Here is a 14,095-nt window from a genome sequence, read left to right as displayed (position 1 = left end):
GAGTCTGAACATGGCTAGCCTTTCCCAGGCCGTCAGCTCGCTGTTCCTCAAGGAGTTCGTCGGCGCCTTCTTCCTGTCGATGCGCTATTTCTTCAAGCCGAAGGCGACGGTGAACTATCCCTTCGAGAAGGGGCCGGTCAGCCCGCGCTTCCGCGGCGAGCATGCGCTGCGCCGCTATCCGAACGGCGAGGAACGCTGCATCGCCTGCAAGCTGTGCGAGGCGATCTGTCCCGCGCAGGCGATCACCATCGAGGCCGGCCCGCGCCGCAACGACGGCACGCGCCGCACGGTGCGCTACGACATCGACATGGTGAAGTGCATCTATTGCGGCTTCTGCCAGGAGGCCTGCCCGGTCGACGCCATCGTCGAGGGGCCGAACTTCGAGTTCTCCGTCGAGACGCGCGAGGAACTCTATTACGACAAGGACAAGCTGCTCGCGAACGGTGACCGGTGGGAGCGCGAGATCGCGCGCAACATCGCGATCGACTCGCCCCACCGCTGAGACGCTTTCCCGCCCTTGGAGGCGCGGATGCATGCAAGACAGGACACGTCGCCGGCGGATCGGCTCCGCCGGATTTTGGCGGGGTTGGCGGCGAGCTGCGCCGCCGGCTTCGCCCAGGGAATGAAAAGGCACCGATCATGGGTCTGCAGGTCTTCTTCTTCTATCTTTTCGCCTTCGTCGCCGTGGCGTCGGCCTTCATGGTGATCGCGTCGCGGAACCCGGTCTATTCGGTCCTGTTCCTGATCCTCACCTTCTTCAACTCCGCCGGCCTGTTCCTGCTGACCGGCGCCGAGTTCCTGGCGATGATCCTGCTTGTCGTCTATGTCGGCGCGGTGGCGGTGCTCTTCCTCTTCGTCGTCATGATGCTCGACATCGACTTCGCGGAACTGCGCTCGAAGGCGCTGGACTACGCGCCGGTCGGCGCGCTGATCGGCATCGTGCTTGCGGCGGAACTGGTGATCGTCGTCGGCGGCAGCGTGATCTCGCCGGAAATCGCCAGCAGCGTGTCGATGCCGATCCCGCCGGTCAGCGAGCGCACCAACACGGCCGCCCTCGGCGACGTGCTCTACACCCACTACGTCTACTTCTTCCAGATCGCCGGCCTCGTGCTGCTCGTGGCGATGATCGGCGCCATCGTGCTGACGCTGCGCCACCGCGAGAACATCAAGCGGCAGAACATTTCAAACCAGGTCGCCCGCACGCCCGCGACCGCCGTCGAGGTGGTCAAGGTCAAGCCGGGTCAGGGCGTCTAGGGCAGCGCAAGGTCAAGGACTTACACCCATGGAAATCGGCATTTCCCATTATCTGACCGTCAGCGCCATCCTGTTCACCTTTGGCATTTTCGGCATCTTCCTCAACCGCCGGAACGTCATCGTCATCCTGATGTCGGTCGAACTGATCCTGCTTGCGGTCAACATCAACATGGTGGCCTTCTCGGCCTTCCTCAACGACATCACCGGCCAGATCTTCGCGCTGTTCATCCTGACGGTGGCGGCTGCCGAAGCCGCGATCGGCCTTGCAATTCTCGTCGTCTTCTATCGCAACCGCGGCTCGATCGCGGTCGAAGACGTCAACATGATGAAGGGCTGAACCGCAGATGGATACGATCATCAAGGCCATCGTGTTCCTGCCGCTGATCGGCGCGCTGATCGCCGGTCTCGGCGGCCGTGCCATCGGCGCAAGGGCGTCCGAATACGTCACCACCGGGCTGATGCTGGTCGTCGCCCTTCTGTCCTGGGTCACCTTCTTCACCGTCGCGCTCGGCGAGACGGAGATGGTCAAGGTGTCGGTGCTGCGCTGGATCCAGTCCGGCGGCCTCGATGTCGAATGGGCCTTCCGCGTCGATACGCTGACGGCGGTGATGTTCGTCGTGGTCAATTCGGTCTCGACCCTCGTTCACGTCTATTCCGTCGGCTACATGCATCATGATCCGCATCGGCCGCGCTTCTTCTCCTATCTGTCGCTGTTCACCTTCGCGATGCTGATGCTGATCACGTCGGACAATCTGCTGCAGATGTTCTTCGGCTGGGAGGGCGTCGGTCTTGCCTCCTACCTGCTGATCGGCTTCTGGTACAAGAAGCCGTCGGCGAGTGCCGCGGCGATGAAGGCCTTCATCGTCAACCGCGTCGGCGACTTCGGCTTCGCGCTCGGCATCTTCTCCGTCTTCGTCCTGTTCGGCTCGGTCAATTTCGAGACGATCTTCGCCGCGGCGCAGAGCTATCTGCCGGCCGAAGGGGCGGCGGAGGGCGGCGAGGCCGTGCTGACGCTGTTCGGCCTGCATCTCGACAAGGCCCATGCGATCACCGGCGCCTGCCTGCTGCTCTTCGTCGGCGCCATGGGCAAGTCGGCGCAGTTCCTGCTGCACACCTGGCTGCCGGACGCGATGGAAGGCCCGACCCCGGTCTCGGCCCTCATCCATGCCGCGACGATGGTCACCGCCGGCGTCTTCCTCGTCGCCCGCATGTCGCCGATCTTCGAACTGTCGCACACGGCGCTTCTCGTCGTGACGATCATCGGCGCGATCACCGCCTTCTTCGCCGCGACCGTCGGCCTTGTGCAGAACGACATCAAGCGCGTCATCGCCTATTCGACCTGCTCGCAGCTCGGCTACATGTTCGTGGCGCTCGGCGTCGGCGCCTATGGCGCGGCGGTCTTCCACCTGTTCACGCACGCCTTCTTCAAGGCGCTGCTTTTCCTCTGCGCCGGCTCGGTCATCCACGCCGTCGATGGCGAGCAGGACATGCGCTACATGGGCGGCCTGCGCACCCATATCCCGAAGACGTTCGCGATGATGATCATCGGCACGCTGGCGATCACCGGCGTCGGCATCCCCTTCACGCCGATCGGCTTCGCCGGCTTCTTCTCCAAGGACTTCATCATCGAATCGGCCTTCGCCTCGCATTCGGCGGCGGGCGGCTTCGCCTTCACGCTGCTCGTCATCGCGGCCATGTTCACCAGCTTCTATTCCTGGCGGCTGATTTTCATGACCTTCTTCGGCAAGCCGCGTGCCTCGCACGAGGTCATGCACCACGTGCATGAATCACCGAACGTCATGCTCATTCCGCTTTACCTTCTCGCCTTCGGCGCGGTGTTTGCCGGCGTGATCTTCCAGGGCGACTTCTTCGGTCACCACTATGCTGAATTCTGGCAGGGCGCGCTGTTCACCGGTCCGGAAAACGAGATCCTGGAGGAATTCCACCACGTTCCTGCGTGGGTGAAGCTCAGCCCCTTCATCGCCATGCTCCTCGGCCTCGGCACCGCCTGGTACATGTACATCAAGTCGCCCTCGACCCCGCGTGAACTGGCGGCGCAGCATCGCGGCCTGTACCAGTTCCTGCTGAACAAGTGGTACTTCGACGAACTCTACGACTTCCTGTTCGTCCGCACCGCCAAGCGCATCGGCACCTTCCTCTGGCAGAAGGGTGACGTGACGGTGATCGACGGCTACGGGCCGAACGCGGTCGCCGCGCGCGTCCTGGACGTCACCGGCCGCGTTGTGCGGCTGCAGACCGGCTACCTCTATCATTATGCCTTCGCCATGCTGATCGGCATTGCTGCCCTGGTCACCTGGATGATGCTCGGGAGTGCTCACTGATGACCGATTGGCCCATTCTTTCAGCGGTCACCTTCCTGCCGCTGGTCGGCGTGGCGCTGCTCCTTCTGTTGCAGGAGGGCAGCCCCGACGGCCGCCGCAACATCCTGAACATCGCGCTGGCGACGACGGTTGCGACCTTCGTCCTGTCGCTGATCGTCTGGGCCGGCTTCGACAACAGCAATGCCGGTTTCCAGATGGTGGAGAAGCATGCCTGGCTCGGCACCGGCATCTCCTACCATCTCGGCATCGACGGCATCTCGGTGCTCTTCGTCGTGCTCTCCGCCTTCCTGATGCCCTTCTGCGTGCTGGCGAGCTGGTACTCGGTCGAAAAGCGCCTGAAGCAGTACATGATCGCCTTCCTGCTGCTCGAGACGCTGATGATCGGCGTGTTCGTGTCGCTCGACATCGTGCTGTTCTACGTCTTCTTCGAGGCGGGCCTGATCCCGATGTTCATCATCATCGGCGTCTGGGGCGGCAAGGACCGGGTCTATGCCAGCTACAAGTTCTTCCTCTATACGCTGCTCGGCTCGGTGCTGATGCTCGTCGCCATCATGGCGATGTACTGGCAGGCCGGCACGACCGACATCGCCGAACTGCTGAAGCATGATTTCCCGCCGCAGATGCAGACCTGGCTCTGGCTCGCCTTCTTCGCCTCTTTTGCGGTGAAGATGCCGATGTGGCCGGTGCACACCTGGCTTCCGGACGCGCACGTCCAGGCGCCGACCGCCGGTTCGGTCATCCTGGCGGGCGTGCTGCTGAAGCTCGGCGGCTACGGTTTCTTACGCTTCTCGCTGCCGATGTTCCCGCTGGCGTCCGACTATTTCGCCCCCTTCGTCTTCGCGCTGTCGGTCATCGCCATCATCTACACTTCGCTGGTGGCGATGATGCAGACCGACATCAAGAAGCTGATCGCTTACTCGTCCGTCGCCCATATGGGCTATGTCACCATGGGCATCTTCGCGGCCAACGAGCAGGGCGTGCAGGGCGCGATCTACCAGATGCTGTCGCACGGCATCGTCTCCGGCGCGCTCTTCCTCTGCGTCGGCGTCGTCTACGACCGCACCCATACCCGCGAGATCGCGGCCTATGGCGGCCTCGTCAACAACATGCCGAAATATGCCGTTGCCTTCATGGTCTTCACCATGGCCAATGTCGGCCTGCCCGGCACATCCGGCTTCGTCGGCGAGGTGATGACGCTGCTTGGCGCCTTCCGCGCCAACAGCTGGGTCGGCATCTTCGCGACGACGGGCGTGATCCTGTCGGCAGCCTATGCCCTCTGGCTCTATCGCCGGGTGATCTTCGGCGAACTGGACAAGGAAAAGCTGAAGAAGCTCCTCGACCTGTCGCCGCGCGAGCGCGTTCTGCTCTATCCGCTGGTCGCGCTGACCATCTTCTTCGGCGTCTATCCGGCGCCGGTCTTCGATGCGACGGCGGCCTCCGTCGACGCGCTGCTCAACAGCTACACCGCTGCACTCCAGAGCGCGCAGTCTCTCGCGCTCACGATGAACTGACGACAGGACGGGACGGACAATGACCGCTGATACCATTCTCGCTAGCCTGTCGCTGTCGGCCGCCGAGGTCATTCTGGCCCTCGGTGCGCTCGCCCTGCTCATGGTCGGCGTCTATGCGGGTGCGAAGTCCTCGCGGCTCGTCACGATCCTCGCGACGCTGCTGCTCGCCTTCGCCGGCCTGTGGCTCGCCTTTGCCGGCGGCAGCGGCGATGCCTATGGCGGCGTCTTCGCCGCCGATCCCTTCGCCCGCTTCATGAAGATCCTCGCCCTGATCGGGTCCGTCGTGGCGCTGGCCATGACTGCCGGCCAGCGCAAGGAGGCGGGCATCGACCAGTTCGAGTTCCCGGTCCTTGTGGTGCTGTCGACGCTCGGCATGATGCTGATGATCTCGGCGAACGACCTGATCGCGCTCTACCTGGCGCTGGAGCTGCAGTCGCTGGCGCTCTACGTCGTCGCGGCGATCAACCGCGACAATCTGAAGGCGACGGAAGCGGGCCTGAAATATTTCGTCCTCGGCGCTCTGTCCTCGGGCATGCTGCTCTACGGCATGTCGCTGGTCTACGGTTTTACCGGCCATACCGGCTTCCCCGAGATCGCCGCCGCGCTGACTGCCGACGAGCGCTCGCTCGGCCTCGTCTTCGGCCTCGTCTTCGTGCTCGCCGGCATCGCCTTCAAGATCTCGGCCGTTCCGTTCCACATGTGGACGCCCGACGTCTACGAGGGCGCACCGACGCCGGTGACCGCCTTCTTCGCCGCCGCGCCGAAGGTCGCGGCGATGGCGATGCTGGTGCGCATCGTCATCACCGCCTTCGAGCCGGTGCTGCCCGACTGGCAGCAGGTCATCGTCTTCATCGCCATCGCCTCGATGCTGCTCGGCGCCTTCGCGGCGATCGGCCAGTCGAACATCAAGCGGCTGATGGCCTATTCCTCGATCGGCCACATGGGCTATGCGCTGGTCGGCCTTGCCGCCGGCTCCGCCGCCGGTGTCACTGGCGTCATCCTCTACATGCTGATCTACATGGTGATGACGCTCGGCACCTTCGCCATCGTCATGTCGATGCGTCAGGCGGACGGCAAGGTGACCGAATCCGTCGATGACCTCGCCGGCCTGTCGCAGACCAATCCCTTCATGGCGACGGTTCTGACGATCATGATGTTCTCGCTGGCGGGCATTCCGCCGCTCGCGGGGTTCTTCGCCAAGTATTTCGTCTTCGTTGCCGCCGTCGAGGCAAAACTCTATGCGCTCGCCGTCATCGGCGTTCTCGCCTCGGTCGTCGGCGCCTACTACTATCTCCGCGTCATCAAGCTGATGTGGTTCGACGAGGCGAAGGCCACGTTCCAGCCGTCGCCGGCGGTCCTGCGGCTCGTCTATGGCGTGTCCGGCCTGTTCGTGCTCGCCTATGTCCTGATCGGCGGGCCGATCGGCACGGCGGCCGAGGTCGCGGCCCGGTCCTTCTTTTGACCGGGTCTGACGGCCGCCGGTTGCGGCTGTTCGATGCCTATCGTCATGAGGCAATCGACGAGATCGATTCGACCAACAGCGCCGCGCTTACGCGGGCGCGGGCTGGCGAGGCTGGCGGACTGTGGATTACGGCCGGCCGCCAGACGGGCGGTCGCGGTCGGCGCGGACGGGCCTGGGTGTCGGAGCGCGGCAATCTCTACGCCTCCCTTTTGCTGATCGACCCCGCGCCGGTCGAGCGGCTTCACTCGCTTCCGCTCGCCGTGGCCGTGGCGCTGCATCGCGCGGTCAGTGCCGTGCTGCCGGCCGAGGGGGCGCCGGTGCGGCTCAAATGGCCGAACGACGTGCTGATCGGCGGCGCCAAGACCAGCGGCATCTTGCTTGAGGGCGAGAAGCTCGTTGACGGCCGCTATGCGCTCGTCATCGGCTGCGGCGTCAACATCGCCCATGCGCCGGATAACGGGCTCTACACGGTGACGAGCCTTGGCGCCGAGGGCGGGGCCGTGTCTCCCGACGAGCTTTTCGCGCATCTGTTCGTGGCCATGGCCGAGGTGCTCGACCTCTGGGACGAGGGGCGGGGCATCGGCAGGGTGATCGCCGAATGGACCGCAGTTGCGGCCGGCATCGGCGAGCGCATCACCGTCAACCTCCCCGACCGGTCGCTTCCGGGCCGTTTCGCCGGCCTCGACCATGAGGGCAGGCTGATTCTCATCCCCGACGAGGGCGCACCGATCCACATCGCGGCCGGCGACGTCTTCTTTGGCTGAGGGCGGACGCGTGTCTGTTCGGGAGCGGAAAAGCGCGGGACAGGCGTGCATTCGGCGCGTCGCAGGCCGTTTTGCGCAAGCGGGCCATGGGCGATCGGTGATAGGGTAGAACGAGAGGCCGGTTCAGGGGACCGGTCCGAAAGAAAAGGCACGGGACACGGCATGGCCCAGACGGACGAACTGGTTTTCCTTCCCCTCGGGGGCGTCGGCGAGATCGGCATGAACCTCGCGCTCTATGGCTATGGCCGGCCGGGGCAGCGCGCCTGGATCATGGTCGATTGCGGGGTGACCTTCCCGGGACCCGACCTGCCGGGCGTTGACCTGGTGCTGCCGGATGTCAGTTTCCTTGCCGAGGAGCGCAAGAACCTCAAGGGCATCATCATCACCCATGCGCATGAGGACCATTACGGCGGCCTCTCCGAGCTCTGGCCGGGGCTGAACGTGCCGGTCTATGCCTCGCCGTTTACCGCCGGCATGCTGGAGGCCAAGCGCGACTACGAGCGCGGCCGCAACCAGGTGCCCGTGACGATCTTCAAGCAGGGCGACCGGATCAACCTCGGTCCGTTCGAGATTGAGGCCGTCGGCGTCAACCATTCGATCCCGGAGCCGATGGCGCTCGTCATCGGCACGCCGCTTGGCCGCGTCGTCCACACCGGCGACTGGAAGATCGACCATGCGCCGTCGCTCGGGCCGTTCACCGACGAGGCCCGCTTCCGCCAGATTGGCGACGAGGGCGTGCTGGCGCTGATGTGCGATTCGACCAATGCCGTGCGCGACGGCGTCTCGCCTTCCGAGCAGGAGGTGGCCGACAGCCTCGCGAAGATCATCGCCAATGCGGAAGGCCGCGTGGCGATCACCACCTTCTCCTCGAATGTCGGGCGCATCCGCTCGGTCGCGGCGGCGGCGGAGCAGGCCGGGCGCGAGGTGCTGCTGCTCGGCAGTTCGATGAAGCGTGTCGTCAACGTCGCCCGCGACGCCGGCCTGATGGAGGGGGTGAGGCCCTTCATCGGCGAGGACGAGTTCGGCTTCATCCCGCGCGACAAGGTCGTCGTCATCCTGACCGGCAGCCAGGGCGAGCCGCGCGCGGCGCTCGCCAAGATCGCCCGCGACGAGATGCGCAACGTCGCCTTTTCCGCCGGCGACACGATCGTCTTTTCCTCGCGCGCCATTCCCGGCAACGAGAAGGCGATCAACGACATCAAGAACGGCCTGATCGAACAGGGCATCCACATCGTCACCGACAACGAGGCGCTGGTCCATGTTTCTGGCCATCCGCGCCGCAACGAGCTGCGGCAGATGTATGAGTGGATCCGGCCCCGCATCCTCGTGCCCGTGCATGGCGAGGCGGCGCATCTGACGGCGCAGGCGGAACTGGCGGTGCAGTCGGGCATCGCGCTCGTGCCGAAGGTGCGCAACGGCAACATGCTGAGGCTCGCTCCCGGCGATCCGGAAGTGATCGACACCGTTGCCCATGGCCGGATCTACAAGGACGGCAACCTGCTCGGCGATTTCGACGAGATGGGCATCGGCGAGCGGCGCAAGCTGTCCTTTGCCGGCCATGTCGCCGTCAACGTCGTGCTCGACAGCCGCTACGACATCGCCGGCGATCCGGTCATCGTGGCGATCGGCCTGCCGGAGTTCGACGAGGAAGGCGAGGACATGGAGGATACGCTTTACGACGCCGTGGTCGGCGCGATCGAGAGCATTCCCCGGGCGAAACGCAAGGACCTGGCGATGGTCGAGGAGGCGGTGCGACGCGCGGCGCGCAGCGCCGCGAACCACGCCTGGGGCAAGAAGCCCGTCGCGACCGTGTTCATTACCAAAGTCTGATGGCGCCGGCCGGCGCAGCCGGGTAAACCGTCGGGTGACGCCGGCCTTCTCCATCCCGTGGTCCGGCGGTCCGTCGAGGCTGGGCCTCGGCTGGGGATCGTGGTGTGTAGGGGAAAACCATGCTCGGACGCCTGAACCATGTCGCGCTCGCCGTTCCGGATCTCTCGGCCGCCGTCTCCACCTATCGCGACATGCTCGGTGCTCAGCTCTCCGCGCCGCTGGCCCTGCCCGAGCATGGCGTCACGGTCGTCTTCGTGACGCTGGAGAACACCAAGGTCGAACTGCTCGAGCCGCTCGGCGAGGCCTCGCCGATCGCGCCGTTTCTTCAGCGCAATCCAGGCGGCGGCATGCACCATCTCTGCTACGAGGTGGGCGACATCCGCGCGGCGCGCGACCGGCTGGTCGAGGGCGGTGCACGGGTCCTCGGCGATGGAGAGCCGAAGACCGGCGCCCATGGCAAGCCGGTGCTGTTTCTTCACCCCAAGGATTTCTTCGGCACGCTGATCGAACTCGAAGAGGTCTGATCTGGCGCCCTGTCCCTGGCGGACCGGCTTCATCCCCTGCGGCAAGGCGGCATTTGTGCGTCCGCGCCTTCGACGCTATAAGGCTGTCGTCTCCCGGAGCAGCGGGAAAGCCTGTGCCTGAAGACGCTGCTCGAACCCCGTGCCGAGGACGTGATGCCGTTACTCTCGATCGTGGCCGTCTATTTCATCATCTGGTGGCTGACGCTGTTTCTCGTGCTGCCGTTCGGATTGAAAACCCAAGGCGAGGCGAACGAGATCGTGCCGGGCACCGTCGAGAGCGCGCCCGCGCGCTTCCGTCCGCTCAAGGTGGTGGCGTGGACGACGCTGATCGCCGCGCTCATCCATGGCTGCTGGTATGTCGCCTCGGTCGAATTCGGCATCGGCATCGACAGTATCCCGCGCTTTGCGCCGCAGTTCTACTGAGGCCGGTGGCGGACGAGAGGGCGGGTGACAACGAGGAGTTCGAAACGGACGACGGCTGTCGTCCCGGGTGCCAATCGCGAGCGGATAGGGACGTCTCGTTTCGCACCTGCGTGAACGGACCGTATCGCGGGAAAGCCCTGTGAGATGTCAAAAAAAAACAAGGCTGAAAGCCTTGTTTTTCAAGTGTCGCGTGATCCGTATCCGTTTCCGGCGGCAGCGAACGAGCGCGCCTAAGATCTGATCCTCCCAAGACTTGACCGCGAAAGCCGGGCAAGAATTTAACCTTCCTGCCCTTTTTCTGAGCCGAAACTAGCTCAAAGAATGGGCGTTGTCATCCGCTATTTTTGCATTTTTGCTACAGTCACGCAAAATTTTTCCATTGACACATTGCCCCCGCATTTTGTTACATCCCGCCTTTCCAAGGCATTCCGCGACGATGTGATCCTTGCCGCGACGTTGTGGAGCAGGATCGCGCGGACGGGTTTTCTTCCCTCATCGAAGCAGATATGAACGGTGGCCGCATCCACAGCGCATCGCCGTGTCAGAAACGTGATTTCGCCCGAATCCGTCCTTACCCGGCGGTCATCAACATCTGGATTCCCCATGCGCCTTTCCCGCTTCTTCATGCCGATCCTCAAGGAAAATCCCAAGGAGGCCGAGATCGTCTCGCACCGGCTGATGCTGCGCGCCGGGATGATCCGCCAGCAGTCGGCCGGCATCTACAGCTGGCTGCCGCTCGGCAAGCGGGTGCTCGACAAGGTGAACGCCATCATCCGCGAGGAGCAGGACCGCTCCGGCGCCAACGAGATCCTGATGCCGACCATCCAGTCGGCCGACCTCTGGATGGAAAGCGGCCGCTACAACGACTACGGCAAAGAGATGCTGCGCATCCGCGACCGGCAGGAGCGGCCGATGCTGTTCGGCCCGACCAACGAGGAGATGGTCACCGACATCTTCCGCGGCTATGTGAAGTCCTACAAGAACCTGCCGCTCAACCTCTACCACATCCAGTGGAAGTTCCGTGACGAGGTCCGCCCGCGTTTCGGCACGATGCGCTCGCGTGAATTCCTGATGAAGGATGCCTATTCCTTCGACCTGACGCGCGAGGGAGCGATCCACTCCTACAACAAGATGTTCGCCGCCTATCTGCGCACCTTCCACCGCCTCGGCCTGCGCGCCATCCCGATGCGCGCCGATACCGGCCCGATCGGCGGCAACCACAGCCACGAATTCATCATCTTCGCCGACACCGGCGAATCGGAAGTGTTCTGCCACAAGGATTTCGTCCATTTCGACATCCCCGCCGCCGATACCGATTTCGACGACGTCGCCGGCCTGCAGTCGATCTTCGACCGATGGACCTCGGTCTATGCCGCGACCTCCGAAATGCACGACGCGGCCGCCTTCGACGCGATTCCCGAAGGCGACCGCCTCTCTGCCCGCGGCATCGAGGTCGGCCATATCTTCTATTTCGGCACCAAATATTCCGAGCCGATGGGCGCCAAGGTGCTCGGTCCCGACGGCAAGGAACACATCGTCCACATGGGTTCCTACGGCATCGGCCCGACGCGCCTCGTGCCGGCGATCATCGAGGCCTCCCATGACGAGACGGGCATCATCTGGCCGGCCTCGGTCGCGCCGTTCGATGCCGTGCTGATCAACATGAAGCCGGGTGACGCGGCCTGCGATTCCACCTGCGACCGCCTTTACGCGGCGCTGCGCGCGGCCGGCCTCGACCCGCTTCTCGACGATACCGACGACCGCGCCGGTGCGAAATTCGCCACCGCCGACCTGATCGGCGTGCCGGTCCAGGTGATCGCCGGCCCGCGTTCGGCCGCCAATGGCGAGGTCGAGCTCAAGGACCGCAGGACCGGTGCGCGTGAAACGCTGACGCTGGAGGCGGCGATCAACAAGCTGACCTCGGCACGATAAGGGGCCGCCGATGAGCGCCGCGACGGAAGACCAAACGGCGGCGCCCGTGGCGCCGAAGAGCCGGCCCTTCTCGACATTCGAACGCATGGTGGCCTGGCGCTACCTGCGTTCGCGCCGGAAGGAGGCGTTCATCTCCATCATCGCCGGCTTCTCCTTCATCGGCATCATGCTCGGCGTCGCGACGCTGATCATCGTCATGGCGGTGATGAACGGCTTTCGCACGGAACTCATCTCGCGCATCCTCGGCATCAACGGCCACATGATCGTGCAGACGCTCGACGGACCGATGAACGACTATTCCGATCTCGCCGGCCGGATCGCCGGCGTTTCGGGCGTCACCATGGCGATCCCGATGATCGAGGGGCAGACGCTCGCCTCCGGTCCGGGCGGCGCCGGCACTGGGGCGCTGGTGCGCGGGGTTCGCGCCGACGACCTGTCGAAGATGAAGTCGATCTCCGACCACATCACCTCCGGCGATCTCGTCGGCTATGCCGCCGGCACCGGCGTCGCCATCGGCTCGCGCATGGCCGACCAGCTCGGCCTGACGGCTGGCGCGACGATCACGCTCGTCGCGCCCGAAGGCGACGTGACCCCGCTCGGCGTCAATCCCCGGGTCAAATCCTACACCGTCTCGGCCATCTTCGAGATCGGCATGTCGGAATACGACGCCTCGATTATCTTCATGCCGCTCGAGGAGGCGCAGCTCTATTTCAATGCCGAGGGGATCGCGCAGTCGATCGAGCTCTTCGTGTCGGATCCCGACGCCGTCGATGCGCTGCGCAAGCCGGTGGAGGATGCTGCCGGCCGGCAGGTGCTGATCACCGACTGGCGCGACCGCAACAAGACGTTCTTCTCCGCCCTTCAGGTCGAGCGCAACGTGATGTTCATGATCCTGACGCTGATCGTGCTGGTCGCGGCGCTGAACATCGTCTCCGGCCTGATCATGCTGGTCAAGGACAAGGGCAGCGACATCGCCATCCTGAGGACGATGGGGGCGACATCGGGCGCGGTGATGCGCATCTTCTTCATGACGGGAGCGGCGATCGGCATCGTCGGCACCTTCGCCGGCGTCATCCTCGGCGTGATCGTCTGTCTCAACGTCGAATCGATCCGGCAGTTCTTTTCCTATATTTCGGGAACGACGCTGTTCAATCCAGAGCTCTACTTTCTCAGCCAACTCCCGGCCGACATGAATGCCGGCGAGACCGTCGCCGTCGTCGTCATGGCGCTGGCTCTGTCCTTCCTCGCCACCATCTTCCCGGCCTGGCGCGCTTCGCGGCTCGATCCGGTCCAGGCCCTCCGTTACGAATAGCCAGGAACGACCTCCCCATGATTGCGCGCGTTGCATTAGAGCTCATCGGCGTCGAGCGGCATTACAGCCAGGGCGACAGTGCCCTGAAGATCCTGACGGGCGCCGACTTCAGCCTGCATGGCGGCGAGACCGTTGCGCTGGTTGCGCCGTCCGGCACGGGCAAGTCGACGCTTCTGCACATTGCCGGCCTCCTGGAACGGCCGGATGGCGGCGACGTCAAGGTCAATGGCGTCTCCTGCGCCGATCTCTCCGACGATCGCCGCACGGCGATCCGCCGCAGCGAGATCGGCTTCGTCTACCAGTTCCACCATCTCCTGCCGGAGTTCAGCGCGCTGGAGAATGTGATGATGCCGCAGCTCATCGCCGGCCTCGGCAAGGCGGAGGCGCGCGAGCGGGCGGCGGCGCTGCTCGACTATATGCGCATCGCCCATCGCGCCGATCACCGCCCCTCCGAACTTTCCGGCGGCGAGCAGCAGCGTGTCGCCATCGCCCGCGCGGTGGCCAATGCGCCGCTCGCGCTGCTGGCGGACGAGCCGACCGGAAACCTCGACCCGGACACGGCCGGCTACGTCTTCGAGGCCTTGAAGGCGCTGGTGCGGCAGTCGGGCCTCGCCGCGCTCATCGCCACCCACAATCTTCATCTGGCCAACCTGATGGACCGGCGCGTGACGATCGAGGACGGCAAGGTCGTCGAACTCTGACCTGTCGCCGGCAGATTTGAGCCCGGAGGACGCCGGGCAT

The 14,095-nt window shown here is 64.6% G+C and carries 13 protein-coding genes; all 13 read left to right on the top strand.

Annotated features, from left to right (window positions below; all coding sequences use genetic code 11):
- Positions 1–10 precede the first annotated feature (10 nt).
- The 13 genes from nuoI to ACEVQ6_RS14435 all read left to right on the top strand — a co-directional run bounded on the left by nuoI (position 11) and on the right by ACEVQ6_RS14435 (position 14,055).
- Positions 11–502: an NADH-quinone oxidoreductase subunit NuoI gene (gene nuoI / locus ACEVQ6_RS14495; RefSeq protein ID WP_374889715.1), complete on the top strand. Its 492-nt coding sequence runs from the start codon at positions 11–13 to the stop codon at positions 500–502.
- Between the two features lie 137 nt (positions 503–639).
- Positions 640–1,254: an NADH-quinone oxidoreductase subunit J gene (locus ACEVQ6_RS14490; protein WP_374889714.1), complete on the top strand. Its 615-nt coding sequence runs from the start codon at positions 640–642 to the stop codon at positions 1,252–1,254.
- A gap of 28 nt (positions 1,255–1,282) precedes the next feature.
- Positions 1,283–1,591, top strand: coding sequence for an NADH-quinone oxidoreductase subunit NuoK (gene nuoK / locus ACEVQ6_RS14485; protein ID WP_374889713.1), 309 nt, complete (start codon positions 1,283–1,285; stop codon positions 1,589–1,591).
- Between the two features lie 7 nt (positions 1,592–1,598).
- Positions 1,599–3,596, top strand: a complete 1,998-nt coding sequence (gene nuoL / locus ACEVQ6_RS14480; protein ID WP_374889712.1) for an NADH-quinone oxidoreductase subunit L — start codon at positions 1,599–1,601, stop codon at positions 3,594–3,596.
- Positions 3,596–5,107, top strand: coding sequence for an NADH-quinone oxidoreductase subunit M (locus tag ACEVQ6_RS14475; RefSeq protein ID WP_374889710.1), 1,512 nt, complete (start codon positions 3,596–3,598; stop codon positions 5,105–5,107). Before nuoL ends, ACEVQ6_RS14475 begins: the two co-directional genes overlap by 1 nt.
- A 19-nt stretch (positions 5,108–5,126) precedes the next feature.
- The gene (nuoN, locus tag ACEVQ6_RS14470; protein ID WP_374889708.1) at positions 5,127–6,569 is read left to right on the top strand and encodes an NADH-quinone oxidoreductase subunit NuoN; all 1,443 of its coding nucleotides are present in this window, start codon (positions 5,127–5,129) and stop codon (positions 6,567–6,569) included.
- Positions 6,566–7,333, top strand: coding sequence for a biotin--[acetyl-CoA-carboxylase] ligase (locus tag ACEVQ6_RS14465; RefSeq protein ID WP_374889706.1), 768 nt, complete (start codon positions 6,566–6,568; stop codon positions 7,331–7,333). Before nuoN ends, ACEVQ6_RS14465 begins: the two co-directional genes overlap by 4 nt.
- A gap of 162 nt (positions 7,334–7,495) precedes the next feature.
- Positions 7,496–9,163: a ribonuclease J gene (locus ACEVQ6_RS14460; protein WP_374889704.1), complete on the top strand. Its 1,668-nt coding sequence runs from the start codon at positions 7,496–7,498 to the stop codon at positions 9,161–9,163.
- A 119-nt stretch (positions 9,164–9,282) separates the two neighbouring features.
- Complete coding sequence (mce, locus tag ACEVQ6_RS14455) at positions 9,283–9,687, top strand: methylmalonyl-CoA epimerase (protein ID WP_374889703.1); 405 nt, start codon at positions 9,283–9,285, stop codon at positions 9,685–9,687.
- 153 nt (positions 9,688–9,840) lie between these two features.
- Positions 9,841–10,110: a DUF1467 family protein gene (locus tag ACEVQ6_RS14450; RefSeq protein ID WP_374889702.1), complete on the top strand. Its 270-nt coding sequence runs from the start codon at positions 9,841–9,843 to the stop codon at positions 10,108–10,110.
- Positions 10,111–10,713: 603 nt separating this feature from the next.
- A complete protein-coding gene (proS, locus tag ACEVQ6_RS14445; RefSeq protein ID WP_374889701.1) occupies positions 10,714–12,042 on the top strand; it encodes a proline--tRNA ligase in 1,329 nt (442 codons plus the stop codon).
- 10 nt (positions 12,043–12,052) lie between these two features.
- Positions 12,053–13,354 carry a lipoprotein-releasing ABC transporter permease subunit gene (locus ACEVQ6_RS14440; RefSeq protein ID WP_374889700.1) on the top strand — a complete coding sequence of 434 codons (1,302 nt, stop codon included), beginning with the start codon at positions 12,053–12,055 and terminating at the stop codon, positions 13,352–13,354.
- Between the two features lie 17 nt (positions 13,355–13,371).
- Positions 13,372–14,055: an ABC transporter ATP-binding protein gene (locus ACEVQ6_RS14435; protein ID WP_374889699.1), complete on the top strand. Its 684-nt coding sequence runs from the start codon at positions 13,372–13,374 to the stop codon at positions 14,053–14,055.
- Positions 14,056–14,095 lie beyond the last annotated feature (40 nt).

It is taken from the genome of Ensifer soli (genome assembly GCF_041928815.1).
Lineage (GTDB): Bacteria > Pseudomonadota > Alphaproteobacteria > Rhizobiales > Rhizobiaceae > JBHFEI01.
Note: the sequence above shows the minus strand (reverse complement) of the source record. Positions and strands in the feature narration are given on the sequence as shown.

Bases quoted from the DNA above. Each gene is read 5' to 3' on its own strand.
- nuoI (WP_374889715.1), top strand. From the start codon at position 11: ATGGCTAGCCTTTCCCAGGCCGTCAGCTCGCTGTTCCTCAAGGAGTTC.
- ACEVQ6_RS14490 (WP_374889714.1), top strand. From the start codon at position 640: ATGGGTCTGCAGGTCTTCTTCTTCTATCTTTTCGCCTTCGTCGCCGTG.
- nuoK (WP_374889713.1), top strand. From the start codon at position 1,283: ATGGAAATCGGCATTTCCCATTATCTGACCGTCAGCGCCATCCTGTTC.
- nuoL (WP_374889712.1), top strand. From the start codon at position 1,599: ATGGATACGATCATCAAGGCCATCGTGTTCCTGCCGCTGATCGGCGCG.
- ACEVQ6_RS14475 (WP_374889710.1), top strand. From the start codon at position 3,596: ATGACCGATTGGCCCATTCTTTCAGCGGTCACCTTCCTGCCGCTGGTC.
- nuoN (WP_374889708.1), top strand. From the start codon at position 5,127: ATGACCGCTGATACCATTCTCGCTAGCCTGTCGCTGTCGGCCGCCGAG.
- ACEVQ6_RS14460 (WP_374889704.1), top strand. From the start codon at position 7,496: ATGGCCCAGACGGACGAACTGGTTTTCCTTCCCCTCGGGGGCGTCGGC.
- mce (WP_374889703.1), top strand. From the start codon at position 9,283: ATGCTCGGACGCCTGAACCATGTCGCGCTCGCCGTTCCGGATCTCTCG.
- ACEVQ6_RS14450 (WP_374889702.1), top strand. From the start codon at position 9,841: ATGCCGTTACTCTCGATCGTGGCCGTCTATTTCATCATCTGGTGGCTG.
- proS (WP_374889701.1), top strand. From the start codon at position 10,714: ATGCGCCTTTCCCGCTTCTTCATGCCGATCCTCAAGGAAAATCCCAAG.
- ACEVQ6_RS14440 (WP_374889700.1), top strand. From the start codon at position 12,053: ATGAGCGCCGCGACGGAAGACCAAACGGCGGCGCCCGTGGCGCCGAAG.
- ACEVQ6_RS14435 (WP_374889699.1), top strand. From the start codon at position 13,372: ATGATTGCGCGCGTTGCATTAGAGCTCATCGGCGTCGAGCGGCATTAC.